The organism is Endozoicomonas sp. SESOKO3, assembly GCF_024606255.1.
Genome location: NZ_JAHHPR010000546.1, coordinates 1 through 26,224, shown reverse-complemented (window position 1 = coordinate 26,224; position 26,224 = coordinate 1). Strand labels below are relative to the sequence as shown.

17 protein-coding genes and 1 pseudogene are annotated in these 26,224 nt (G+C 49.7%); 10 read left to right on the top strand and 8 right to left on the bottom strand.

Annotated elements, in window-relative coordinates:
- On the bottom strand, positions 1-6,859 hold a 6,859-nt coding region (locus KDK18_RS09485), incomplete at its 3' end, for a hypothetical protein (protein WP_257254660.1).
- An 85-nt stretch (positions 6,860-6,944) separates the two neighbouring features.
- On the opposite strand from KDK18_RS09485, the gene KDK18_RS09480 reads away from it, so the two are divergent.
- Complete coding sequence (locus tag KDK18_RS09480; protein ID WP_257254659.1) at positions 6,945-7,145, top strand: hypothetical protein; 201 nt, start codon at positions 6,945-6,947, stop codon at positions 7,143-7,145.
- Between the two features lie 200 nt (positions 7,146-7,345).
- On the opposite strand, the gene KDK18_RS09475 is transcribed toward KDK18_RS09480, so the two are convergent.
- Entirely contained in the window at positions 7,346-8,815 is a 1,470-nt protein-coding gene (locus KDK18_RS09475; RefSeq protein ID WP_257254658.1) for a NarK family nitrate/nitrite MFS transporter, read from the bottom strand.
- 377 nt (positions 8,816-9,192) lie between these two features.
- On the opposite strand from KDK18_RS09475, the gene nirB reads away from it, so the two are divergent.
- Genes nirB through KDK18_RS09455 form a run of 4 tightly spaced genes read left to right on the top strand, consistent with a single transcriptional unit; the run spans position 9,193 to position 16,137 of the window.
- Entirely contained in the window at positions 9,193-11,727 is a 2,535-nt protein-coding gene (gene nirB / locus KDK18_RS09470) for a nitrite reductase large subunit NirB (protein ID WP_306670909.1), read from the top strand.
- A gap of 29 nt (positions 11,728-11,756) precedes the next feature.
- Complete coding sequence (nirD, locus tag KDK18_RS09465) at positions 11,757-12,140, top strand: nitrite reductase small subunit NirD (protein ID WP_257254657.1); 384 nt, start codon at positions 11,757-11,759, stop codon at positions 12,138-12,140.
- 1 nt (position 12,141) lies between these two features.
- Positions 12,142-13,422, top strand: coding sequence for an NAD(P)/FAD-dependent oxidoreductase (locus KDK18_RS09460; RefSeq protein WP_257254656.1), 1,281 nt, complete (start codon positions 12,142-12,144; stop codon positions 13,420-13,422).
- A 27-nt stretch (positions 13,423-13,449) separates the two neighbouring features.
- Entirely contained in the window at positions 13,450-16,137 is a 2,688-nt protein-coding gene (locus KDK18_RS09455; protein ID WP_257254655.1) for a nitrate reductase, read from the top strand.
- A gap of 96 nt (positions 16,138-16,233) precedes the next feature.
- On the opposite strand, the gene ddpX is transcribed toward KDK18_RS09455, so the two are convergent.
- The 6 genes from ddpX to gltA form a co-directional block, all read right to left on the bottom strand.
- Positions 16,234-16,800, bottom strand: coding sequence for a D-alanyl-D-alanine dipeptidase (ddpX, locus tag KDK18_RS09450; RefSeq protein WP_257254654.1), 567 nt, complete (start codon positions 16,798-16,800; stop codon positions 16,234-16,236).
- Positions 16,801-16,860: 60 nt separating this feature from the next.
- Positions 16,861-17,874 (bottom strand): PTS fructose transporter subunit EIIC, encoded by a 1,014-nt coding sequence (locus KDK18_RS09445; protein WP_257254653.1) that lies wholly within the window; start codon positions 17,872-17,874, stop codon positions 16,861-16,863.
- 14 nt (positions 17,875-17,888) lie between these two features.
- Positions 17,889-18,056: a hypothetical protein gene (locus tag KDK18_RS09440; protein WP_257254652.1), complete on the bottom strand. Its 168-nt coding sequence runs from the start codon at positions 18,054-18,056 to the stop codon at positions 17,889-17,891.
- Between the two features lie 17 nt (positions 18,057-18,073).
- Positions 18,074-18,697: an HAD family hydrolase gene (locus KDK18_RS09435; protein ID WP_257254651.1), complete on the bottom strand. Its 624-nt coding sequence runs from the start codon at positions 18,695-18,697 to the stop codon at positions 18,074-18,076.
- A 53-nt stretch (positions 18,698-18,750) separates the two neighbouring features.
- Positions 18,751-19,464 carry a TerC family protein gene (locus KDK18_RS09430; protein WP_257254650.1) on the bottom strand — a complete coding sequence of 238 codons (714 nt, stop codon included), beginning with the start codon at positions 19,462-19,464 and terminating at the stop codon, positions 18,751-18,753.
- Positions 19,465-19,767: 303 nt separating this feature from the next.
- Positions 19,768-21,051: a citrate synthase gene (gltA, locus tag KDK18_RS09425; protein WP_257254661.1), complete on the bottom strand. Its 1,284-nt coding sequence runs from the start codon at positions 21,049-21,051 to the stop codon at positions 19,768-19,770.
- Between the two features lie 442 nt (positions 21,052-21,493).
- On the opposite strand from gltA, the gene sdhC reads away from it, so the two are divergent.
- The 5 genes and pseudogenes from sdhC to KDK18_RS09400 all read left to right on the top strand — a co-directional run.
- Positions 21,494-21,868, top strand: a complete 375-nt coding sequence (sdhC, locus tag KDK18_RS09420; RefSeq protein ID WP_257254649.1) for a succinate dehydrogenase, cytochrome b556 subunit — start codon at positions 21,494-21,496, stop codon at positions 21,866-21,868.
- Positions 21,862-22,230, top strand: coding sequence for a succinate dehydrogenase, hydrophobic membrane anchor protein (gene sdhD / locus KDK18_RS09415; RefSeq protein WP_257254648.1), 369 nt, complete (start codon positions 21,862-21,864; stop codon positions 22,228-22,230). The genes sdhC and sdhD overlap by 7 nt, the downstream gene beginning before the upstream one ends.
- A gap of 3 nt (positions 22,231-22,233) precedes the next feature.
- Positions 22,234-24,006, top strand: a complete 1,773-nt coding sequence (gene sdhA, locus KDK18_RS09410) for a succinate dehydrogenase flavoprotein subunit (RefSeq protein ID WP_257254647.1) — start codon at positions 22,234-22,236, stop codon at positions 24,004-24,006.
- 15 nt (positions 24,007-24,021) lie between these two features.
- On the top strand, positions 24,022-24,744 hold the full coding sequence (locus KDK18_RS09405) for a succinate dehydrogenase iron-sulfur subunit (protein ID WP_257254646.1): 723 nt from the start codon (positions 24,022-24,024) through the stop codon (positions 24,742-24,744).
- A gap of 530 nt (positions 24,745-25,274) precedes the next feature.
- Positions 25,275-26,224, top strand: a pseudogene (locus KDK18_RS09400) (2-oxoglutarate dehydrogenase E1 component); the annotation flags it as partial.

The window sequence follows — 26,224 nt, the reverse complement described above, 5'->3', positions numbered from 1 at the left end:
GGTGTTTGGCCATCTCTGCCACCGTCCGCTGCTCGCCCGCCGGGCGGATCACCTGCAAACCGGAGCTCAGCCGCTGGATGCCCGCAGGGCGATTTACGTCGGTGCTCAGGTAATACAGGTTGCCGGAATGCTGACTGAATAAAAGGTAGTAGATCTGCTGGCCCACTACCTTGTGCACTGGCAGGTGGTTCTTGTGCAGTTGCTTCTGGACAGGCTCACTGATCTGCAGAAGACTGCTGCCGTCGTCCCCATAGATCAGCCGACCGCCGTCCAGCAGGCTGCTCAGGAAGGCAATATAGGTTTGGGTGGACCCGTCATAAAAACCGGCCCGCAGGATACGTCGACTGTCGTAACTGTCGACGACCTGAAAGGGAATCAGCCCTTTGTCTGTTGCCGCTATGGGGGTAGCGCTGAGCTGGCTATCCAGAGCCTCTGCCGCAATCACACGGTGAGCCAGCTGACCGGATCGGGTGGCCGTCAACAGGTAATAATAGGGGGCCTCAAACACCAGCAATTGGGAGTCATCTTTGCCCGGCACTGTCCTTGATACCTTGCGACCAAACACGGCGCCCTGCTCGCTGGCGTCAAACTCACGAAAATGCCGGATGCCCTGGTTCAGGGCACTGGCGTTCCTGAATAACACCTGACTGTTGACGGAGTCAAAAAAATAGTAGCCGATGGTCGGGTTCCCCTGTACCGGTTGTAACCGGTCATTGGGGACGATGAGCTGGATTTCCTTATGGTGACGGGTATCGTACCAGAGCTTCACCCGGTCTAGCTTATCCCAATCAGTTTTGGCCAGTCCCAGCTTGTTGGGGAAACAGGAATAGGGTGTTTCAAGATACTCTTCGGCCTTTTTTTGACAGTACTTCTGGTATTCCAACCATTGCGGGTTCAGCTTAGACACGCTTCCGGGTGTTACATCACGGAAACCGATCACCACCCGCCCGTGAGGTCTGATCCACTGCACTGGCGCCCCGTCCATGCAGCGTGCAAGGAACGAAGTGTTGCATTGCTTCAGTTCCAACGGCAGAAACCGGCTGGCAGCGGTGTTATGGGCCGTCATTCTGAGCAGTTTCTGTGCCCTTGGCCCGCTGTTATTCAGTTCGCTATTGTCGTATAAGCGGTGAATCACTTTGCGATCCACTTCGCGATCCACTTCGCGATCTGGTGGCAGCCACTCAAATCGTGCGTTAGCATTCTGGACTATTACTCTGTAGGGGGCGTCCGGCGTCGGGGCAGGAAACTGGAAACGGGTCTCACCCAGTGTGAGTGTCCAGGTTTTTTTGTTCTGGTCCAGCCTGGATGAACAGCGTTGCTTCCAGCCGCCCCCGGCAAGGCAGCTATAGGGGAGCGGCCCATTGTAGTTCAATACCCAGGTAGAGGCCGTCTTGCCACGGGGGTGAATGCGGATGAAGTGACCACCGTTGGACATCAGGAGGTAGGTGTTGCCAGCCCCTTCAGGGCTGTACAGGTCGTAACTCAGCAGCCGGGTGAATTCGGCAGAGATCTTGCTAAAGACGATGATGTAATTTCTTTTATCTAAATCCAGGCGGCTGCGTGAGGAAAGGTACTTGAAGTCGCCCGCACGGGTGAACATCTGGCCAATGTATTTATCTGTGTGGACGATTGTACGTTTAGAACTAAAGTGTTCCCCGCGATATTGGGTGAGCCTGATGTTTTTCACCTTTTTCTGGTATAACCGTTGCAGCTTGTCATTGCCGACGGCATCCAGAAATTTCGCTCCGGGAGAACGGCTGTCTGGCGCACTCCCTCGAGAGGTCTGGTCAAATTGGTCGTATAAGAGCTTGACCTGCCACTCGGGCACAGAAGGCATTAAAATCATCTTTTTGTCGGCCATCTGATCCAGGTTGTGGAACACCCCGTTTCTGCATTGGTACCCGATTAAACGCGACTCTGTCCGGCACAATGTCTTCAGGGCATCCTCGATCAGGTTAAAGGGAACCTTGGAGTACTCCAACCGGTTGATGTCGCTGGCGCATTCATGGACGGGGCCGTTCTTTACATAGGTCGTATCCTTACACTTGGCCCAGTCGTTTTTTTTCCCGGCGATGAAGGTTTGCGAGAATGAGAAGCCGCCCCCGAAGGTCAGGGTCCGGTTCACCAGGTCGATGGACTTGATGTTCAGGGTCAGGAGATTTTTGCCATCCCCGCTCATCAGAGCATTGAGGGTCTGGTTTTTGGCCAGGAAGCTTGTGGGGTCCAGTTGGGCGTGAATCGGGTTAAAGATGTGGACCGCCTTACCCGAGGCGTCCCGTAATTTTTTATAGATCAGCTTGTTTAACTTCCTTTGATAATGTCGATTAAAAATACCCCTGACGAAGTGCATGATACCGTCAATGATGAACCCGGCAGGTCCGGCCAAATCTGAAAGGATGGAGACAGCGGTATCCACCGACTCGAAGATCACCCTGGATTCCATGAGTTTCTTGACTTCAGGGTCTTTTTCTTTCTCATATTCCATCACGGTCAGGGTGAGACTGCCTGCTGACACGCCGAGACCCAGAACGGGTAAAAAATGTCCAGCTTTTTTACCCAGCACCTTGGCCCTTTTCAGCCCCCCGGACAACTTGCCCGAATGGGTACCGGGTAGCTTTGGCGCGGTCTGGCTGGAAGAAAATGGCTGCTTGAAGGTTGGGGTGAACAGCTTGAGCCCCTTTACCCCAAGAGAGGTCAGGTCAGCCCCTTCCAATGTCACTGCGGCATAAAAAAGTGTCTGGCGCCCGATATGAATCTGCCGTTCGGTGTCCGTCATATTCTGGGTCGGAGTGTTTTTGTAATGATGTCCCACGGGGGCAATCCCGGCGATCAGGTCGTGAAGACCTATAAAAGACCTGAGTCTTTCCAGACCGCCGGTGGCTGTTTTTTTCCCTTTGACCTGCGATGGTGATGGACGACCGGCATTCTGGAGAAAGCCCTGAAAGCGCTTAAAGGCTGCGGACGTAAAGTGGATGTTCTTTCGGGCCAGGGTATCGGGCTCCATAAAGTCCATGCGCCAGCCCTGGCCATCCCGACGGAGGGTATCCAGCATGGGAAGGATGTTATCGGGGAGTGAGTGCCGGGTTTTAAGGCCTTTGAGGGTGGTGTCAAAATCCAGCAGTCGCTGCCTGAATTCGCTTCGTTCCCTGGCGACAGCGGATAGACTGTTCACCGTATCTGTCTGGGGCTCCGCGGGCACTGAAAGGCGGCTGGACGGCAAATTCCGGAGGGCTTTTGAACCCGTTGGCCGGGGTGGTATCAGCACTTTGGTTTCGCCGGGAAACAGCCAGTACTCAGGTCGTCCGGTGGCCGGGGAGCGCAGCACCAGGGCTCCTATTGCCGGGCGGTCCTTTGGCATCAGGCGCTTGGTATCCCTCACCAGTCTTTTGAAAACAGAATTGCTGTGGCTCTGGGGCTCGATCACCAGCTTGCCCACCAGGGGCTTGCCGTTAGCAGGCGCGCGGGCGATGAAGGTTTTCAGGGCATTCAGGACGTTGATTCCACTGGAATGGTTGCTACCGGGAAGATCACTGACGGTCAGGCTGCTGATGTGGCTGTCAGCGGTGAAATCTTTGACCAGTGTCGTCAATGCCCGGGTGATCAGTCTGGCTGGCTGGCCTATCACAGTGACCTGGTTGCCGTCTCCCCCGGCAATGGCCGACTGCACCCGGCCCTCGGGAGTGAGCAGCACATAACCGTAAGAGGGAGTGGCTTTCAGCAACAGGGGCTGGCCACTCAGAGTCCCGGCTTTTATTTGTTGTTGGGCCCGGGTAAACGAGGCGTTGTCCAGGGCAATGACGTAGTGCTTGCCCCGGGTGCGTGCCAGGTCTGCCTTGCCTTCCTTGCGACGGAGGTCTGTGTAAAATATCTGAAGCCGCGAGAGCGTCGAATCGTTGGCAGTATCAAGCAGGGCGATATCGGTGGTGCGGTCCCGGATATAGAGTTGGGTGTTAGCGTCGGACAGTAACCGGAGGGCACTGGCCAGCTCTCTAAGTCGGGCTTCACAACCGCCGGTATCGGCTGATCTTCGACGCCTGCTACAGGAGCCCGATGGCAGGTTTGTGAAAACGCTGATGTTGTTGAAATCATTTTTGTATATCGCGTTAAGCGCGGCGACATCCTTTATCTTTGTAAGATCGAGGGGGAAGATATCGTATGACGTTGCCTTTATCCGTCTTTTGAGGTTTTCGAAGGCCCTGTTCTTTGCTTCTTCACTTTGGAAGGTGTTCATTTCCCGCTCAAGCAGGTTGACTTCGTTAGATTCGGTGAAACGCCTCTCGTAGCGAGCAAGCCATTCCCTGTAAGATGAAGACAGCAGCGCCGTGCGGAGTGTGTCTTCCAAACGATCAGTTTCTTTCTTGTCCGGATTGACGAAAGCCACTTTTTCAGTCGCCGGTTGCGCAACTAATCCATGTAAGATCGCGCTTTGAAAATCATCGTGTAATGAGTAGTGTCGAGCATCTTTTCTGGGATCTTGGGGATCATAGTCGTTTGTGGACTTGCGCACCTCATCTTCCGATAGGTCAGAGGCAGATTCACCTTCGGTCGAACTATCCACTCTATTTGCTTCGAGTCCGTCATCGTTGAACTCAAGTTCGAGTATGGCTTTGACCAAAATTTCTTTGAGTCCTGAATCGATAGACTCATGTTGCAATATGGTTGCGACCAAATTCTCCTTGATACTGGCATCGATAGGCTTATTTCTGACGATGACTCCGATCAAATCCTCTTTGAGTCTGGCTTCGATAGACTCATGCTCGAGTATGACTTTGATCAAAAACTTTTTGGCTCCGGTATCGGTATTCTTAACTTCGGGTCTGGTATTGGTGTGCTCAACCTCGATTCGGGTGCCGGTAAACTTAATTCGGGGATCGAGGGAGGCCAACCCGAATCTGGCCTGGTATGCAACGATGCTCTCTTCGTTCAGGGTAAAAACAATACGGTTGAGTTCAGAATGGGGTGCATCTGCAGAGGTTGACGGCCTATCAGGATCAACGGCCGTTTGTTGAGGAACGCTTGCTGACAGCGATCCCCTAACCGCAACAGCTGAATTTGCAAAGACACCTTCTTTGGCCAACTCCCTCAGAACTTCAGGTATAACATAATCTTTTTGGCTGGCATCCAATGTACCCTCAAAACCCGGAATGTCTTGTGCAGAGTTATCAAAAAAGAATACTATGCTTTGAACGACGGTATTCTGGGGGATTGCCGTACTTAAATGCGATGTTAGCTCTGCCACTATTTCCCGTGAGTAGGAAGAAGAACGTTCATTCGATATATCGGGGAAATAAAGAGTTCCAGTGATTATGACTTTAGTGTCTCTGCCAATTTTATTGAGTGGTACGCCTTTTATTGTTTTAAGTTCTTTACTTCCCTCTGGAGCAGTTTTAACAACGTCGTACAAAACGCTATTTTTTTCAGTGAGATACAGTTTATAAAGATTAGAAGACTTTGTTAAAGATTGGCCTTTATCGTTCGAGTTATCAGAAAAGTTAAGTATTATTAGTTTGTCGTAGGGTTGTTCGGGCACTATTTGTAAGTCGTCAATATCAGGGTCGTAAGACTTCCTGTTATAGAAGGGGGTGTTTGCCAAGAAGTTATCAGTTAGCTGAATTGAAGGTCTTTCTTTTAAATTTATGTTTATTAATCTTTCAAAAGCTTCGTAACCCAATTGATCGATAATGTGGTCGTCAGTCCCTTTGGTATCATCTGCCAGGGCAGTTAACATCGTTGTAACTTTATCAATGTTATCGCTGGAGACAATGACATTGCTTTCTCGATAAAAATTTTCGATCTTCTCCCTTGTTTTTGATATGAGTTCTTGTTTACTTATTGCTGACTTTCTTAAATTTTCTGCAGTTTCATGAAGGAAACGGGTTTCATCAAGTATCATTTTTAATACTGAATTTCTTGATCTGGATGTCACCATTATTGGTTGGATTGAAGCATCAAGAGATCGAGGAAAAATATTATCCTCAAAATTTACTTTTTTATTTAAGAATAATCTATGACGGTTGCTTCTTTTTAAATTATATTCTTCCAGTTCATGGAATAGATCACCCATACTGGTGTTCTCTATGATATCTTTGATCCGATTAAACTCTTCCTTCGGAAGGATTGTGTCGTATCTATCAAAATAAGGAGCAGGGTCTGTAATCATTCCATCTGAAAACATTTTTTCTAAAAGAGCACGTATCTTGGCTCTGTCGAGCTCCTTTCTATCCTCATTACTTGCTGCCATCCCCGATATAGGGTTGAGCGAATCGCTTCTTTTTAGAAAGGGCTTACTCTTAAGCTTTGGCATTAGTCCTTTATCAATATATACTCCTCCAAGATCATATTCATGATACAGTCCTATAAATCTTTCGATTGTTAACGTGTTACTAAAGCCTAAACTGTACCTGATATATTGACTATTGATTTTTTCAAAATGACTGGTCTCTCTATGAACGTGAGCATTGCTGATGGATGTTTCAATTTGATTTAAGGCTGTATTGATTTTGGTCAGTTGGCTGGTAAACGCCTCCTTTACGTTATCTGAAAAATCAGATTTCTCTATATCCAGACTTTCTATGTCAGCGTCTTCACCCATAAAATGATCGACTTTTGCCCAGATGCTATCTCTCAACTGCGCAAGATCAGCAGGGTAATCTTTTTCAATAGTTATTTTGTTTCTCTCAGAAAAAAGCAGCGAATATAGAATTTTTTGGTATATCAAACGTTTGGGGGCCCATACATGGATTGTATGGTCTGTGTTCACCTTGGCCCATATTATCAGAAAACTAAACTCCCAGCCTGCAACAGGGCCGACGATAGTAACATGAATATTCTTGGGTATTTTGTTGATTGGAAGTGGCATGATAATACCTGATAGATTGAACTGCATGAATTTCGGAAGGGGCGCAATACCTGGCTTCTCAGCGGCGTGATTCAGAGGAGCTTAAATGTATAAAAATTGCAACACGCAGTTTAGTACAGGATTCAGTTACGCTCCTCTGCGAATTTGCACGCCTTTCGTGATCGAAAATGGAGGTCAACAGGGCGAATGTGTCCATACAGATGACGTTGAAAAGTGGCAGGCTGAAAGCTTATGGTTTTATTTACGTCAGGTGTTGTTTTTGTCTCCACTGTGCGAGCCAGAGTGAAGAGGACGTCCACGGATTTTCGCTGAGGCACACTGGCCTGCCGGGGATTCAGAATCGTGACAGCCTCTTTACGGTGGGGACTCTACGTTTTGGCAGGCGTTGCAAGAGTGATGATTGTGAAATAGAGGATCATGTTTGAAAGGTATTCAGTGGCAGTGTTTTGTTTCAGTGGTCCGTAGTGGACCACTGAAACAAAATGATCAGGTCACATCAATCATGGTAACACTGCCATCCGGCATCACTTCGGCCATCTGACCCTTGGGTTCTTCCATCAGGAACAGGGTTAAGAAGCCCAGTACTGCGGTGCCTGCGATAACCATAAAGAAAGTGGAGTAGTCTACCAGAGACAATACCGTCAGGTAGAAGACAGCCCCTACGTTACCATAGGCTCCGGTCATACCGGCAATCTGACCTGTCAGTCGACGTTTGATCAGGGGGACGGCTGCAAATACGGCACCTTCACCGGCCTGCACAAAGAAGGAGCAGGCCATAGCAGCAACCACAGCCAGAACCAGAGGCCAGCCGGAGTCTATGATGCTCATCATGTAGTAACCACCGGCCAGCCCTGCAGTCAGAACAAGCAAGGTGATCTTACGACCAAACTTGTCGCTCAGTAATCCTCCACCCGGACGAGACATCAGGTTCATAAAGGCATAAGCGGAAGCTACCAGACCTGCCATGACCGGATCTAATTCAAAGGTATCTGCGAAGAACAGGGGCAGCATAGAAACTACTGCCAACTCTGAGCCGAAGGTGGCGAAGTAGAGCACGTTCAGAACAGCCACCTGCTTGAACTGATACTGGTGAATGGCTGGGACAGGCTCGGAGAAAATCTGCTTGTTAACCTGCCAGACTTTCCAGGCGTCAAACAGATAGATGGCCGTCAGGCCTGCATATATAGCCGTTGAAATCCCGGCACTCAGCATGGCAACACCTTTTGGTGAAAGCTTCCAGGTCAGCAGAGCCAGTGCGGCATACATGGGTATCTTCATGATCAGCAGCAGGACAAAATCGCCCTTGCTGGTGACTTCCATGGCACCAATGTTCTTGGGCCGGAAGTAGGTGGAGCCTTTAGGGGTGTCAGTGACGTTCATGTAGAAGACGACACTGAACAGCAGGGAGATTAATCCGGTCAGGCCGATTGCGTAGCGCCAGCCATCTTCTCCACCAAAGAGCAGGGCAATGGTGGGCAGAGACATAGCGGCAGCGGCAGAACCAAAGTTGCCCCAGCCACCGTAAATCCCTTCAGCGGTACCCAGTTGGCGGGCCGGGAACCACTCAGACACCAGACGAATACCGACTACAAAGCCTGCACCAATAGTTCCCAGCATAAAGCGGGCTATGGCGGCCTGGGTGAAGTCATCCGCCAGGGCATACATAAAACAAGGAATACTGCAGATGGCCAGAAGTCCGGAATAGACTTTTCTGGGACCGTAAACATCGGTGAGCATACCAATGATGACTCGAGCCGGAATGGTGAGGGCCACGTTCAGAATCAGCAGGGTTTTAAGTTCTTCACGAGTGAGGCCCAGAGACTCAGAAATAGCCAGGGCCAGTGGCGCATGGTTAAACCAGACCACAAAGCTAATAAAGAAGGCAATCCAGCTAAGGTGCAGAATCTTGGTTTTCCCGCTAAATGAAAACAGGTTAAACGAATCGGGGTTGCTCATACATCCTCCTTGTTTAAGAGATTTCCCAATCAAAAGCAAACATCAGGCCAATATGGTAAATGCTTGAATTTAAGTTGCATTTTTATTCGTTTTTAATGAATTTTCTCTTATGTATAGGGGAGTCCTTTATTTAAGTATGCAAAGTCTCTAACTATTATTTTTCTTCTCACCAAAATGGTGCTTGTCAGCGGTTTGGTTATTTCCGGGTGCATTATTTTTGTGCAGGCACCTGGATTGCCCCGAGATATACTCCTGTTTTTTAGCGTGTTTTGAAAGTGGGCACGACAGTTGCTTAAACACAACCATCAGAAAAGAGGCTGGCTCTAATGGATGTAGTTGTTCCGGCCCAATGCGTCACATTGAAGAGGATGTCCGAGATGATCGGAAAAGAAACCCTGGTGGTAGTCGGTAATGGTATGGTCGGTCACCGCTTTCTTGAGAAGCTGGTCGACGCCGGAGGCCTGAATCGTTTCGAAGTGGTAGTGTTTGGCGAGGAAGTCCGTCCTGCCTATGACAGGGTTCATCTCAGTGAGTTTTTCACGGGGCGCTCTGCGGAGGACCTGTCTATGGTTTCTGAAGGCTTTTATGAGCAGGAAGGCATCAATCTTGTTCTTAATGAAGCCATCATATCGATAGATCGTAAGTCCTGTGAAGTAAACACGGCCAGTGGCATTACTCAAAAGTACGATCAGTTGGTACTGGCTACAGGCTCCTATCCGTTTGTTCCTCCTGTGCCCGGGCACGACCGTGAAAACTGTTTTGTCTATCGCACCATCGAAGATCTCGAAGCTATTAAGGAAGCTGCCCGTAATGGCAGAGTCGGTGCCGTTGTTGGCGGAGGTCTGCTGGGGCTGGAAGCAGCAAAAGCGCTTAAAGATCTGGGGCTGGAGACTCACGTGGTTGAATTTGCTCCTCGTCTGATGGCTGTTCAGGTGGATGACGGCGGTGGTGCCATGCTCAGACGCAAGATCGAAGGTCTGGGGGTCACCATTCATACTTCCAGAAATACCCGTCAGATTGTTGATGGTGAAGGCGCTGTTCATCAGATGCAGTTCGCTGACGGCGAACAGCTGAATACCGATATCGTGCTGTTTTCAGCAGGTATTCGCCCCAGAGACGAGCTGGCGAAAAGTTCCGGTCTGGAACTGGGTGAGCGTGGCGGTATCGTTATTGATAACGACTGTCGTACATCGGATAAACGCATTTTTGCTATTGGTGAGTGCGCCCTCTGGAGTGGTCGTATCTTTGGTCTGGTGGCACCGGGCTACCAGATGGGGCAGGTGGTTGTGGATCAACTGACAGGCAGGGACGGTAATCAGTTTTCCGGTGCTGACATGAGCACCAAACTGAAACTGATGGGCGTCGATGTTGCCAGTATTGGTGATGCCCATGGCAATACCGAAGGTTGTCTGAGCTACCAGCTGATTGATGAAGAAAAAGAAGTTTACAAAAAACTGGTGGTTTCCAAGAATAAGAAAAAGGTTTTGGGTGCTGTTCTGGTCGGTGATGCCGAAGAATATGGCAGTCTGCTGCAGATGATGTTGAATGATATGCGGCCTCCGGAAAATCCAGCCGAACTGATCCTGCCTCAGACCGATGGCTCTGCTGCAACGGGTCTGGGTGTGGCGGCTCTGCCAGAAACGGCTCAAATCTGTTCCTGCTATGACGTCAGCAAAGGTGATCTGGTTAACGCGGTGGCCGGTGGCTGCATGGACATGGGCGCACTAAAGGCTGAAACCAGTGCCGGAACCGGCTGTGGTGGCTGTACGGCTCTGGTCAAGCAGGTTCTTGATCATGAACTGACTGAGCTGGGTGTTGAGGTTAAAAAAGATATCTGTGAGCATTTCCCTCACTCCAGACAAGAACTCTATCATCTGGTCCGTGTCGGTGAATTAAAGTCTTTCGACGAAGTTCTGGCAAAGCACGGTAAGGGGCGAGGCTGCGATATCTGTAAGCCCACCATTGGCTCCGTTCTGGCTTCCTGCTGGAACGAATATGTGCTTAAAGATCAGCATGCTCAAGTGCAAGACACCAACGATTATTTCCTCGGCAACATGCAGAAAGACGGCACTTACTCCATTGTGCCGAGGGTTCCGGGGGGAGAAATTACGCCCGATAAACTGATTACCATTGGTGAAGTAGGTCGCGATTTTAACCTCTACACGAAAATCACCGGTGGTCAGCGGATCGACCTTTTTGGTGCCCGTGTGGAACAGTTGCCGGAAATTTGGAAACGGCTTGTCGATGCAGGTTTTGAAACCGGTCATGCCTACGGCAAGTCACTGCGTACCGTGAAATCCTGTGTTGGCAGTACCTGGTGTCGTTATGGGGTACTGGACAGTACCAGTATGGCCATCGCCATTGAAAATCGTTACCGGGGTGTACGCTCTCCGCACAAGATCAAAATGGCTGTCTCCGGTTGTACCCGTGAATGCGCTGAAGCCCAGAGTAAAGATGTGGGTGTTATCGCCACGGAAAAAGGCTGGAACCTTTACCTTTCTGGTAATGGCGGTATGAAGCCGCGTCATGCCGACCTGTTTGCTACCGAGCTGGATGATGAAACTCTGGTTAAATACATTGATCGTTTCCTGATGTTCTATATCCGCACCGCTGATCGTCTGCAACGTACTTCAGTCTGGATGGATAATCTGGAAGGCGGTCTTGATTACCTGCGTGAAGTGATTATCGAGGACAGTCTGGGGATCTGTCAGGAGCTGGAAAATGAGATGACCTATCTGGTGGGTACCTATCAGTGTGAATGGAAAACCACCCTCTCAGATCCTGAAAAGCTCAAACGTTTCAATCATTTTATCAACAGTGATGAAAGCGACAGTAACGTAGTGTTTGTGAACGAGCGTGATCAGATTCGTCCTGCTACCCATGACGAAAAAATCGCCCTGAAACAGCTGTAAACGAAGCGAATAATAAGGAGACATTAACCATGACTCAAGTGCCCGCAGCCAATCAAGTGCCCATAGCTAATAAAGTTTGGACAACCGTTTGCAGTGAAAGTGATCTTATTCAGAACTTGGGTGTCTGTGCTCTGGTGGAAGGCGTTCAAGTTGCCCTGTTTAAAGTAGACGACCAAGTTTATGCAGTGGATAACCACGATCCATTCAGTCAGGCCAATGTTATCTCCCGTGGTCTGGTAGGAGATCTGGAAGGGCGTCTGGTGGTAGCGTCGCCCATTTATAAACAGCACTTTGATTTAAGCACCGGTCAGTGTCTGGAAGATGAAACCGTGGCGTTAAATACTTATCCCGTGGAAGTCGTGGACCAGAGGGTTCAGGTCTCACTGGTGTCGGTCACTATCGAGGCAGCCTGATATGACAGCGGCGTTACAGGCGGCCAGCGTCAGTCGTCATCCGTCATTGAAGCGAAAGCTGCTGGTGGTGGGAAATGGCATGGGCTCAGTTCGCTTTCTGGAAAAGCTTACTGAGCAGAATAGCCGTGAGTATCAGGTCACCGTTCTTTCTGAGGAATCCTGCCCCGGGTACAACCGGATTCAGCTATCCAAGTTATTGGCAGGCAGTGTCGATCTTCAGGGTATTCAACTGCAACCTGAATCCTGGTATCGGAACCAGGATATCAGCCTGTTTTCGGGCAGCGACTATCGGGTTGATGGTCTTGATCTTGAGTTGAAGCGAGTCGAGACAGTGGGTGGTCAAAGTTTTGATTACGATCATCTGGTTCTGGCGATGGGTTCTCTACCCAATCGTATTCCTGTACCCGGAGCTGATCTGAAAGGAGTTATGGCTTTCAGGAATCTTGATGATGTTGAGCAGATGCTTACAGCTTCATCCAGACCCCGGGCAAAGGCCGTGGTAATTGGCGGCGGACTCTTGGGTCTTGAATGTGCCAGTGGCCTTGCCAGTCGGGGTATGAAGGTCACCGTGGTGGATACCATGTCCATTCCTATGGCCCGACAGCTGGATGAAAAGGCCGGAAAGCTTTTGCAGAAAGCACTGGAAGAAAAAGGTATTGAGTTCCGTTGCAGTGCCATGCTGGATTCCTATACGGGTGATGATGGAAAAGTGACCGGCGTGCAACTGAAAGATGGCGAGTGGTTACAGGCTTCGCTGGTGGTAGTGACAGCGGGGGTTCGGCCCAACATAGAACTGATCAGAGGTACTGGTCTGGCGTGTGATAGAGGTATTCTGGTGAACGACAGAATGCAAACCTCAGACCCTTCAGTAACGGCGATTGGCGAGTGTGTGCAGCTGAACAACGATCTGTTTGGTCTTGTGGCGCCGGTTTATGGGCACGCTCAGGTGGCTGTGCATCGACTGTTGGGCTCGTCGGGAGAGCGGTTTGAGCCAGTTCCGATACCAACCAGCCTGAAAGTAGACGGTATTGATCTGTTTTCCAGTGGACAGTTTGTTGCAGAAGAGAGTGATGAAGAAATCATCATTGATGCTGCAGGAGTTGGCATCTATCGAAAACTGGTGATCCGTGATAACGAGTTGAAGGGGGCTCTGCTCTTTGGCGATGCTTCAGATGGTCTCTGGTATCAGGAATTGATGGAAACAGGGCGAGATATTTCAGATATCCGCGACCAACTTATTTTCGGCAAACGTTATCTGAATGCAGATGCACTGAAACACTAAGAAATTTCCAATGAAGGAAGTATGTCTATGGCTGACAGCATCGATATATGCAATCACCCTCAGCAAGTCATCAATACGACGTGTGCCTATTGTGGTGTTGGCTGCGGTATCAAGGCGACGGTCACCGATAAAGAGCTCCATCTGGTGGATATAGAAGGCCGGAAGAACCACCCTGCTAATTTTGGACGTCTTTGTTCAAAAGGCAGTGCACTCGGAGAAACGGTTTCTCTGGAGAATCGTCTCCTGACCCCTTATATAGGTGAGCAGAGAGTCAATTGGGATGTTGCCCTGGATGAGGTTGTTTATCGACTGAAAACCACAATAGAAGAGTACGGTCCTGAAGCGGTGGCTTTATACGGCTCTGGTCAATTACTGACAGAAGATTACTATGTGGCTAACAAACTGATGAAGGGTTTTATTGGTTCCGGCAACATAGACACCAACTCACGCCTTTGTATGGCTTCTACGGTAGCAGGTCAAAAGAGGTCATTCGGTTCTGATACTGTGCCTGGTAACTATGAGGACCTTGAATTAGCCGATATGATCGTGCTGGTCGGTGCCAATACAGCCTGGTGTCACCCGGTATTATTCCAGAGAATAAGGGCTGCAAAAGAGCAGCGTCCAGACATGAAGGTGGTTGTCATCGATCCTCGTGCCACTGATACCTGTGACATCGCCGACCTGCATCTTCCTCTGAAATCAGGAACCGACACCGCTCTCTTCAATAAGTTATTTAGCTACCTTGATAAGCACAATAAGTTGGATCAGGCATACATTGATCAGCACACCCAAGGTTTTAATGAGGCTCTGAACGCCGCCAGAAAAGTAGGGAGTTTTTCAGCGGTTGCCAAACTTTGCGGGATTGATAAAGCTGCTCTCAAGCAGTTTTGTGAGTGGTTTGCAGAGACCGGAAAAGTCGTTACTGCCTGGTCTCAGGGTGTGAATCAGTCCGTTGCTGGTACCGATAAAGTCAATGCCATCATCAACTGTCACCTGATTACGGGACGTATTGGCAAGCCGGGATCTGGGCCATTGTCACTTACTGGTCAGCCAAATGCGATGGGAGGTCGGGAGGTTGGAGGCTTGGCCAATCAGCTGGCTGCTCATATGGATTTTCACACGGACGATGTGGATCGGGTCAGGCGATTCTGGAAGGCACCGAATATTGCTACATCACCGGGTAAAACAGCCGTAGATTTGTTTAATGCCATGAATAACGGCGACATAAAATTTGTCTGGATTATGGGTACTAACCCTGTGGTCAGTATGCCTGATAGCAATACGGTGATCAGTGCCCTGAAAAAGTGTCCGACGGTCGTCGTGTCTGATTGCATTGAAAAAACAGATACTTCTGAGTTTGCCCATATCCGTTTGCCCGCCGCTGGCTGGAGTGAAAAGGACGGCACGGTCACCAACTCGGAGAGAAGAATTTCGAGGCAGAGAGCTCTGTTTGAACTTTCCGGAGCCGCCAGACCTGATTGGTGGATTATTTCGAAGGTGGCAGAAAAGATGGGGTTTGGTGACGCCTTTAATTATCAGAGATCTGCTGATATTTTCCGTGAACATGCGGCTCTCTCTGCTTTTGAGAATAATTCTAAGGGTCGTACAAGAGATTTTAATATTGGTGCTGTGGCTTCCATTTCGGATGCGGAATACGAAGCACTTGATCCATTCCAGTGGCCACTGGTGACAGGACAAACGTCTGCTCAGCCACATACAAGATTGTTTGCTGATGGCGGCTTTTTCACAGAAACAGGTCGGGCGAATATTGTTTCAACGGAGTTTAGGGTTTCCTACCATCAGCCCAACGCCGACTATCCGCTGTTGCTGAATACTGGCAGGGTTCGTGATCATTGGCATACCATGACGCGTACAGCACTGTCGCCCAGGTTAAGTCAGCACATTGATGAGCCTTTCCTGGAAGTTCATCCTGAAGATGCTCAGAAGTACGGGCTGGCTGACCAGGGATTGTGTCGATTGACTACAGCCTTTGATGCCATTTTGGTCAGGGTTGCTGTCACACCTTCAGTGGGTAGGGGTAATGTTTTCATGCCCATGCACTGGACACGGCAGAACAGCAAAAGCGGTCACTGTGGTGTTTTGGTGAAGCCAGAGGTAGACCCCTGGTCAAAGCAGCCGGGTTGCAAGCACACTCCTGCCTGCATTGAAGCAGTTTCTCTGAAGCAACAGGCGGTTTTACTAAGTCGCAAAAAGCAGGACTTTGAGCCGTTTGATTATGCCACAGAGGTGAAATTCCAGCAGGGGTTCCGATATGAGGTGGCAGGCCAATCCATTGATTCTACAATGCTGGAGTGTGTCGGCTCAGGCAAGGAAAGAATTGATTACACTGATCTGAAGACAGGCAGTGCCCGTAGTGCCTGGTTTGCATCTGGCCAGCTGCAGGCTCTTCTTATTGTTGGAGAGTCATTGCCCGACAGTGATCGTGTATGGCTACAGGCTGCTTTTGAAAAAGAAGATATTCCTTTTTCAGAGCGCTGGCGATTACTGGCAGGCATTCCACCGAAGGGAGAAGATACTGGCAAAGTGGTTTGTGCCTGTTTTGGTGTGGGCGAGAAAACCATCTGTCGTGTGATTGAAGAGGAAGGCTTTACTGACCCTGTCGAGGTGGGTCAGTCTTTGAAGGCAGGAACAAACTGTGGATCCTGTATTCCTGAGATTCGCAAGCTGATTACCCATACAGCAGAGTTGGTATAGACACGCACTCTGTTCGTCCCGGGCTTGTTGAAGGTCAGTGGCACTGCACTTGGACAAGCTCTGTGCGAGCGGAATCAAGCATAAGATTCGGCGGCACTAGATAATACCTGAACAGACTTCATTTTCCTCTAATATCGGATATAGATCAGCATCAGGTAATTGATAATGCCACCATTCATTTTCAAGAGCGTCGAATCCAGCCACATTCATGGCGCCTGCCAGGATTAACCTGTTTTTCTGTGCGAGCTCGGTAATCTGGTCATTGCCATGGTGAGCTAATGGGCGGAAGTCATCCAGCTCTGTGCCCATTTCCAATGTATGTCCGAACTGATCAACCAGCGTGAGATCAACAGCTATCCCTCTGCAGTGGGTACGTAACCCGGTTTTCGGGTGGGACACATATTGAGGGTCCGGTACACATTGAAAGAGTTCCTGCTGGGCTTCCAGTGGGCGATAGGCATCCCATATTTTTAATTTGAGCCCCATGGGTTGAAGAACTTCAATGGCGTTTTGCAATCTGTTGGCGGCTTCTTCGTGCATCAGGCACAGAGGTTTTTTATAAACCTGCTTACCAGTGAAGTTCCTCGTGGTAGCGTAAACTATCTCGAGCAAAAGATCGTGACTTTGTGGTGTGACTTCAACCAGTGAGTGCGAGTTCTTCATAAATTAATCTGGCCTTCAGATATTTTTAACGCAGGGTAAGGATAATTGTCTGGAAAGCTCTTAAGATTCGGGCTTTACAGGTTTCAAAAGGTTGACAGCCAGAGCTGTTACCAGTGCACCGGCGATGGTGGCCAGAATATACCAGGGGCGACCATCGACAACCGGCAGAACGATCCAGCCACCCCAGGGAGCATGATTGATGACTTCGGCCATGAATCCTATTACATTGCCGGTAATTCCTCCCAGAACTATGGCGGGTATGACTCGTATTGGGTCAGCAACAGCAAAGGGGATTGCTCCTTCTGATATGCCTATCATACCCATAGCCAGAGCAGCCTTGCCAGCCTCTCGCTCTTCAGCAGAGTATTTCCCGGGGGAGAGCAGGGTGGCCAGCCACATACCCAAAGGTGGGGTGCAAATGGCCACCCCGACACCACCCATTAGATAGGGGTGATCTTGTATCTGAGTTTGAGCGAACAGGGTGGCGACTTTATTGATAGGACCGCCCATGTCAAAAGCGGTCATGCCGCCAAGAATGGCGCCAAGTGAAACCTTGGATAATCCCTGAAGACTATAGAGCCACTCGTTCAGGTGATTCATCATATTGGCGATGGGTTGTCCAATTACCCAAATTACCAATGCTGAGGTCAGAAACGTGCCTGCCAGAGGGTAGATAAAGATGATAGCAATAGGTCGCATGGTCGGTGGAAAGGGGATTTTCTTGAGGGCATTAACAATATAGCCTGCAATGAGTCCTACAATCATTGCTCCCAGAAAGCCACAACCGAACTGACCTGCCAGCCAGGCTCCAATCATCCCGGGTGCCAGAGCGGGACGGCTGGCAATGGACCAGGCTATATAGCCTCCGAGTACGGGGATAAAGAGGGTAAAGCCAGCAACCCCCATGTCCCACACATCTTTGAGTAAACCGGACTCCGGGGGTTCTCCTCTACCATGCAGCATGACAGACAATGAAAGAAGGACGCCTCCAGCCACCACGAAGGGAATCATATGGCTAGTACCTGTCAGCAGGTGGGACCTGAGCGTAATGAGCTCTGCTTTTACGCTATTCATCAATCTTACCCATTTTAGTCAATAATGCCTTCTGGTGTGCCTGACTGCCAGGATCTTCGGGTTTGGTCAACAGGCCCGGGAGCGGGTGGCTTTGTGTGATTCCGGATCATTGAATTTCGGTGTTTATCATCATTCAGACAGAAATGGCCAGAGAAACCATTTCTGAAAGGATTGGGTCTCATGGGTACCTGTCCGAGGTTTAAATGTGAAAGCTGAATTCTAGCAGCTCAGACGGATTGTCAAGTATGAAAGCGGGTTTTGCTGCTTCAAGGGTTGAGCGGTCGTGCCAGCCCCAGCTGACTGCAACGGGAATAGCTCCGGCTTCACGGGCCTCATTAAGGTCTCCTGAGGTGTCGCTGACGAAATAACAGGGCTGGTCTGGGTGCTGTTTCATCACTGTCCGGATTTTGTCCGTCTTGATGACGCCTTGCTCCATTCCCATAACTTCCCTGAAACACCCGATATTCTGTTTTGTCAGGAAATGTTCTGCCGCTTCGGTAAAGTTGGAGGTGATCAGGTAAAGGGGGTAGTGTTGAGCAAGGTGCTGAAGACTTTCACTGACGTCAGGAACAGAAGGGCACTCTTTCATAAACTTTAAGTGGGCGAGCCGCGCGCTATTCAAAAAAGCGGGCTGCATCCAGTCACCGGGGATTTGCTGGCCTAGCTTTTTGAAGAAATTGCCTTCAAAGAGGGCGAGAATTTGCGCTTCAGTCGCGAGGTTATCTGCGCCCATTTTGATCAGGATCTCTGACCAGTAATTGAAAAAGGGTCGCCAGGAGTCGGCAATCACGCCATCCATATCAAAAAGAATCGGGCAGGACATAAAAGCTCCAGTAGTCAGAGGGTGTTGCTCAATAAATGGAGAATACTTTCCTGTTACTTGTTTTGCTCCGATCGCAAACGGCCATTGAGCATCTCGACGGCCAGTGAAAACGCCATGGCAAAGTAGATGTAGCCTTTCGGGATATGAAAGTCCAGAGCTTCTCCTATCAAAGAGACACCCACCAGAACCAGAAAGGAAAGCGCTAGCACTTTGAAGGAAGGGTGGTTGTTGACAAATTCTCCAACAGGCGCCGCTGCAAGCATCATAATGCCTACCGAAATAACAATGGCGGTAATCATAACCCAAAGGTGTTCTGCCAGCCCTACTGCGGTGATGACTGAATCCAGGGAGAAAACAATATCGATGAGGGCAATCTGGATAAGAGTTATAGCATACCCTCTTGGTTTAAGGTGAGGTCCTTCATCTTCGCCGGGTTCAAGAGCGTCATGGATCTCATGAGTGGCTTTGGTGAGCAGAAAGAGCCCGCCACCGAGAAGAATCAGGTCCCGACCGGATAGGGCATGGTTGAACAGATGGAATAGCGGGGCAGTGAGTGTCATGATCCAGGTAATGGAGAGTAGCAGGAGGATCCTTGTGAACATTGCCAGTAATAGTCCCAGTCTGCGGGCATTGTTGCGTTGATGTGCAGGCAGTTTGTCGACAACGATTGTAATAAAAATGATGTTGTCGATGCCCAGAATAATCTCCAGGACGGTAAGAGTTGCCAGAGCAATCCAGGGCTCTGGGTTCAGGAAAAGTTCAGTCATTGTTTTATCGTATTAGCTCTATCGTACTAGCCGTTCATGCCGGGACACTACTCCCTAAGCTACTCATAGGTAATATCGGTTAAAAGTAGACGAGACTGAAAGCATCTAAAGAATGTTTTGGCCCTTGTCCGTTTGACAGGTTCAGCCAGCATTACGATTAATCAGTCCGGAACGATGTTTTTGGTCCCCCGGGAAATAGTGGCAGTCATGTTTCAAAGGCGTTGAAATGACACAAAAAGTCTGAGGCAGGTGAAACAGAGGAGGTCTGAAAGCCGATAATAGCACCGGCTTTCAGGAGGCTGCTTAGCGGTCAGATACCGGAATAAAATCTCTGGAAGTTTCGCCGGTGTAAAGTTGGCGCGGACGACCAATGCGGTATTCACCGCTGATCATTTCATGCCAGTGAGCAATCCAGCCCGGTGTACGACCGGTTGCAAAGATTACAGTGAACATCTCTGTTGGAATGCCCAGAGCTTTCAGAATGATACCGGAGTAGAAGTCCACGTTCGGATACAGCTTCTTCTCAACGAAGTATTCGTCTTCCAGGGCGATCTTTTCCAGACGCTTGGCGATCTTGAACAGAGGATCGTCTTCCAGGCCCAGTTCGCTCAGTACTTCGTCACAGGTCTGCTTCATAACCTTGGCACGTGGGTCAAAGTTCTTGTAGACGCGGTGACCAAAGCCCATCAGACGGAAGGGATCGTTTTTGTCCTTGGCGCGGTCAATGAACTCATCGATGTGTTTCTCATCACCGATTTCATTCAGCATAACCAGTACCGCTTCGTTGGCACCACCGTGAGCCGGCCCCCACAGAGCTGCAATGCCAGCAGCAATACAGGCGAATGGGTTGGCACCACTGGAGCCTGCCAGGCGCACAGTCGATGTTGAAGCATTCTGTTCATGGTCTGCATGCAGCAGGAAGATACGATCCATGGCACGAGCCAGAACTGGATTAACTTCGTACTCTTCACAGGGCGTAGCAAACATCATATGCAGGAAATTGCCACCGTAGCCCAGATCGTTGCGCGGGTAGACGAACGGCTGTCCGATGGAGTATTTGTAGGTCATAGCTGCCAGGGTTGGCATCTTGGAAATCAGGCGATAGGCGCAAATTTCACGGTGACGTTCGTTAGTGATATCCAGTGAATCGTGATAGAAGGCAGAGAGAGCGCCTACTACGCCGCACATCACGGCCATAGGGTGAGCGTCGCGACGGAAGCCGGAGAACAGGTCTACCATCTGTTCATGAATCATGGTATGACGCATGATGGTGTCTTCAAAATGCTTTTTCTCCTTCCTGTTGGGAAGTTCACCATAAACCAGCAGGTAGCAGGTTTCCAGATAGTCAGAGTGCTCAGCAAGCTGCTCGATAGGGTAACCACGGTGCAGAAGCACACCCTTTTCACCATCTATGTAAGTGATCTTTGACTCGCAGGAAGCTGTAGATACGAAACCGGGGTCGTATGTAAACAAACCGTTGGCAGTCAGGCCGCGAACATCAACAACATCTGGGCCGAGAGAGCCCGTATGTACAGGAAGTTCCAGTTGTTTGCCGTCAATCGAGAGGGTTGCTTTCTTTTCAGCCATCATAGGCTCCTGTCTTGCCGTTTATTCTGCCGTTATCTTAGTCTCGGACCCAAATTATTGTGCTCACAGAATAAGTTTTTTTATGGTTGGGCCCCTTTCACGGTTCGACCACTATAGGGCCAGAAATCTGTTTGTCAAACATGTGTGTCGTTGAAAAAGTCTGCGCAATAAACTCAGAGGTCTATAGTAAATTTGCTTAGTGGGTTAATCAATTGTAATTGAAAACCGAACTGTTTATACTTCACAGCCGAAGTCGTGGAGGGCTTCATGAGGGGGGGTGAGAAGAGAACGTTAACAACAATTAACGCGGTTTCTTAGCCTGCAGTCAGGGTGGCCTGTTCAGGTAAACCTGATGATAGAGGGCATGATCCCGAGTAGGTCATAACCTCTGGATAATGTTGCTGATTCAGCTGTGCACGCCTCGGGCGTTGGGACAAAAAACGTGAATAGCAAAAGACCTGTCAATCTAGACATAACCACAATCAAACTACCTCTGCCAGCTTATACCTCGATCCTGCACAGGATTTCGGGCATATTGCTATTTGTCGGAGTTGGTTTCCTGCTGTATGCACTGGACCTGTCGCTGTCTTCGGAACAGTCCTTTGCGAAACTGAAAACACTCATGTCGGGTGGCCCGGTCAAATTTATTGTCTGGGTGCTGCTTTCCGGTCTGATTTACCACTTTGTTGCAGGTGTCAAGCATCTGTTAATGGATGTGGGTGTAGGTGAAGGTAAAGAGTCAGGCAAGGCTGGTGCGATCATCACCATTATTCTGTCGGCTGTATTGATTGTGCTCGCGGGGGTGTGGGTATGGTAACCAATATTACCAACTTGTCTCGAAGTGGACTTTACGACTGGATGCTGCAGAGACTGTCTGCCATTATTCTGGCTGCCTATACGCTGTTTATAGGCGGCTATGTTCTTGTAAATCCCGGTCTGGATTTTCAGCAGTGGAATGGTCTGTTCGAACAGGCCTGGGTTAAGGTGTTTACCTTGCTTGCCATTCTGTCCATTGCTGCCCACGCCTGGGTAGGGATGTGGACTATAGCCACTGACTATCTGAATGCCCGTGCATTCGGAAGTAAGTCTGTTCTGATTCGTTTCCCCTTCCAGCTGATCTGTTTTGTTGCAGTATTCAGTTACATCGTCTGGGGCATTCAAATTCTCTGGGGGAATTAATCTATGTCGGCTCTACGTACACTGACTTACGACGCCATCGTAATCGGCGGTGGTGGCGCTGGCATGCGCGCTGCACTGCAACTGACTCAGGCGGGTATCAAGACGGCCTGTGTAACCAAGGTATTTCCAACCCGCTCTCACACTGTGTCTGCACAGGGTGGTATTACTTGTGCTATTGCCAGCGCAGATCCACAGGATGACTGGCGTTGGCACATGTTCGATACTGTAAAAGGCTCTGATTATATCGGTGATCAGGATGCTATCGAATACATGTGCTCGGTAGGTCCCCAGGCTGTTTTTGAGCTGGAGCACATGGGGCTGCCTTTCTCGCGTACAGAGGAGGGTCGTATCTATCAGCGTCCATTCGGTGGTCAGTCCAAAGAGTTCGGTAAGGGCGGTCAGGCTGCCCGAACTTGTGCCGCAGCTGACCGCACAGGTCACGCTCTGCTGCACACCCTCTATCAGGCCAATCTGAAAGGCGGTACTACTTTTCTGAATGAATGGTACGCTGTTGATCTGGTGAAGAATCAGAATGGTCAGGTGGCCGGTGTTATCGCGATTTGCATGGAAACGGGTGAGTCCGTTTATATCAAATCCAAAGCGACTGTTATGGCTACCGGTGGTGCCGGGCGTATCTATGCTTCCACCACCAATGCGTTGATCAATACCGGTGACGGAATTGGTATGGCTCTGCGGGCCGGTTTCCCAATGCAGGATATGGAAATGTGGCAGTTCCACCCGACCGGTATTCATGGTGCGGGGGTTTTGGTGACTGAGGGTTGCCGTGGTGAAGGTGGTTACCTGATCAACAGTGAGGGTGAGCGCTTCATGGAGCGTTATGCGCCCAACGCAAAAGATCTGGCTGGTCGTGACGTAGTAGCCCGTTCCATGATTCTGGAGATTTTGGAAGGTCGTGGCTGTGGACCTGATAAGGATCACGTTCTGCTGAAGCTGGATCATCTGGGTGAAGAAACTCTCAATCTGCGTCTGCCTGGTATTTGTGAACTATCCAAGACATTTGCACATGCAGACCCGGTTAAGGTGCCTGTTCCTGTAGTACCAACCTGTCACTACATGATGGGCGGTATCCCGACTAACGTGGGTGGCCAGGCTTTGTTTCCTGATGCTGAAGGCAATGATCAGGTGGTTGAAGGCCTTTACGCCTGTGGTGAGGCTGCCTGTGTATCCGTTCACGGTGCTAATCGTCTGGGTGGTAACTCTTTGCTGGATCTGGTGGTGTTCGGTCGTGCAGCAGGTATCCAGATAGAGAAAAACCTGAGAGAAGGTTTTGATGGTGTTGATGCTTCTGGTAGTGATATTGAGGCCGCCATGTCTCGCCTGGATCGTCTGAATCAGTCCAGTAGTGGTGAAAAAGTTGCTGACGTTCGTAAGGATCTGCAAAACACCATGCAGCTTTACTTTGGTGTATTCCGTGAAGGCGATAGCATGCAGGAAGGTCTGAAAAAGCTGAATGAGCTGGGTGAGCGTCTGGAGAATGCTCATCTGGAAGACAAGAGCCAGGCGTTCAATACAGCGCGTATTGAAGCACTTGAGCTCGAGAACCTCTATGAAGTAGCTTATGCTACTGCGGTTTCCGCCGAAGAACGTAAGGAATCCCGTGGTGCACACGCTCGTAACGATTTTACCGAGCGTGATGATGAAAACTGGTTGGCGCATTCCCTATACTTTCCGACTGAAAAACGGGTCGGCAAACGTCAGGTTAACTTTGCACCAAAGACCATGGACGCTTTCCCACCGAAAGCCAGAACCTATTGAGGAGGAGGCAGGAATATGTTGGGTAGTTCGTTAAGTGTTAGCGTCTATCGCTACAACCCGGAGGCTGACTCCAAACCTTATATGAAAGACATTGAGGTAGATATTCCTGAGGGCAAAGACCTGATGGTGCTTGATGTATTGAACCTGATCAAGGAGAAGGACGAAACACTGGTGTATCGCCGTTCCTGTCGCGAAGGTGTTTGTGGCTCGGATGGTATGAGTATCAATGGTACCAATGGTCTGGCTTGCGTAACCTCCCTGTCGGAAGCCATGGGCAGCAAGAAAAAGTTGATACTACGCCCGCTGCCGGGTCTGCCAGTCATCCGTGACCTGATCGTGGATATGAGTCTTTTCTACAAACAGTACGAAAAGATCAAACCGTTTCTGATCAATGAAGAGCCAGCACCGGCTATCGAACGTCTGCAGAGTCCTGAAGACCGTGAGAAACTGGATGGCCTGTACGAGTGTATTCTCTGTGCATGCTGTTCTACCGCCTGCCCATCTTTCTGGTGGAACCCTGACAAGTTTGTCGGCCCGTCCGGTCTGCTGCAGGCGTATCGCTTTCTGGCTGACAGCCGTGATACTGCGACTGAAGAGCGCCTTGCAGATCTGGATGATCCATTTAGCGTGTTCCGCTGTCGAGGCATCATGAACTGTGTTGCTGTATGTCCAAAAGGTCTGAATCCAACCAAAGCTATTGGTCATATTAAACAGATGCTATTTGATAGTGCCACCTGATCTGGTACCTTAGCAGACTGATGCCAATAAACAGGCAACAGAGGTCTCTTATATTGCTGCATAAGAGGCCCACTGGAAGGAATGGCTGTTGGGGGCGAGCTTTCAGATATAAGTTGAGGCTGGTCCCTTGGCATGAAATGTGCACGTACTGTGTGTGCGTACGTTTTTTTCTATCAGCAGCATCTACACTGATTCTCAAATTAAAGATTCGGAGGCTGATACCAGAGTTTTGGAGAAGCGAATGATCCGAAGTGGAATTTCTTGCTATAGTTGCACTGTCGCACGAATTAGGTGGAACTGTAGTTTACTCTAGAGTCTGGCTGACTACTGACCCCATAACCTAATGACGGGCAGGGCAGGCAGGTTTTAATAGCGGGGCGGCCGGTCGATCACCGGTCTATCTGTGGGGTTTGAATAAGCGGGGGAGGCGAAAGTCCCGGTTTTCAGCGTTTTGCCTGTCAGGAAAATGGACAGCAGGCCACAGTGCGACTCTCATGATTAGACAGCCCTTCATTCACGGGGTAGTGATGATGCAAGAAGGTGTGATGCAGCAAATGTGGGATACCTCACATATTTCCGGGGGGAATGCTGCATACGTCGAAGAACTATACGAACAATTCCTTCGTGACCCGAATTCGGTCTCTGAGGAATGGCGTGATTATTTTGAAAAACTTCCTCAGGTCAACGGTGGTGGTCCGGACGTGCCTCACTCGACCATTCAGGAGAATTTTGTCTTGATGGCGCGTCAGCGCCAGAGCACCCGCCCAATCGAAGCCGGAACCATTTCCAGTGACCATGAGCGTAAGCAGATTCAGGTACTGCGTCTGATCAGTGCTTTTAGAATCCGGGGGCACCAACAGGCCCGAATCGACCCTTTGGGTTGCATGCAGCGCGAACAGTTTCCCGATCTGAGTTTAGAGTATCACGGGCTTAGTGAAGCAGACCTGGACACTGAATTCCAGACCAGTACCATTTTCATCGGTAAAGAGCGTGCGGTACTGCGTGAGATTATCGATTCCCTCGTGGCGACCTACTGCGGTTCGATTGGTGTTGAATACATGCATATCGTCAACACTGAAGAGCGTCGCTGGTTTCAAAGCCGCATGGAAAGTGTACGGGGTCGACCTGAAGTGGGCTTTGAAGGTCGACAGCATCTGCTGGAGCGTCTGACAGCCGCAGAGGGTCTGGAAAAATACCTGGGTACCAAATACCCGGGCACCAAGCGGTTTGGTCTTGAAGGAGGGGAATCCCTGATTCCTATGCTGGACGAAATTATCCAGCGTTCTGGTTCTTATGGTGCCAAGGAAATCGTCATCGGCATGGCTCATCGTGGGCGCCTGAATGTATTGGTTAATATTCTCGGAAAGAACCCCTCCGAACTGTTCGACGAGTTCGAAGGCAAGAAGATGGCCGACACCGGCTCCGGTGACGTGAAGTACCACCAAGGCTTCTCATCCAACGTCATGACACCGGGTGGAGA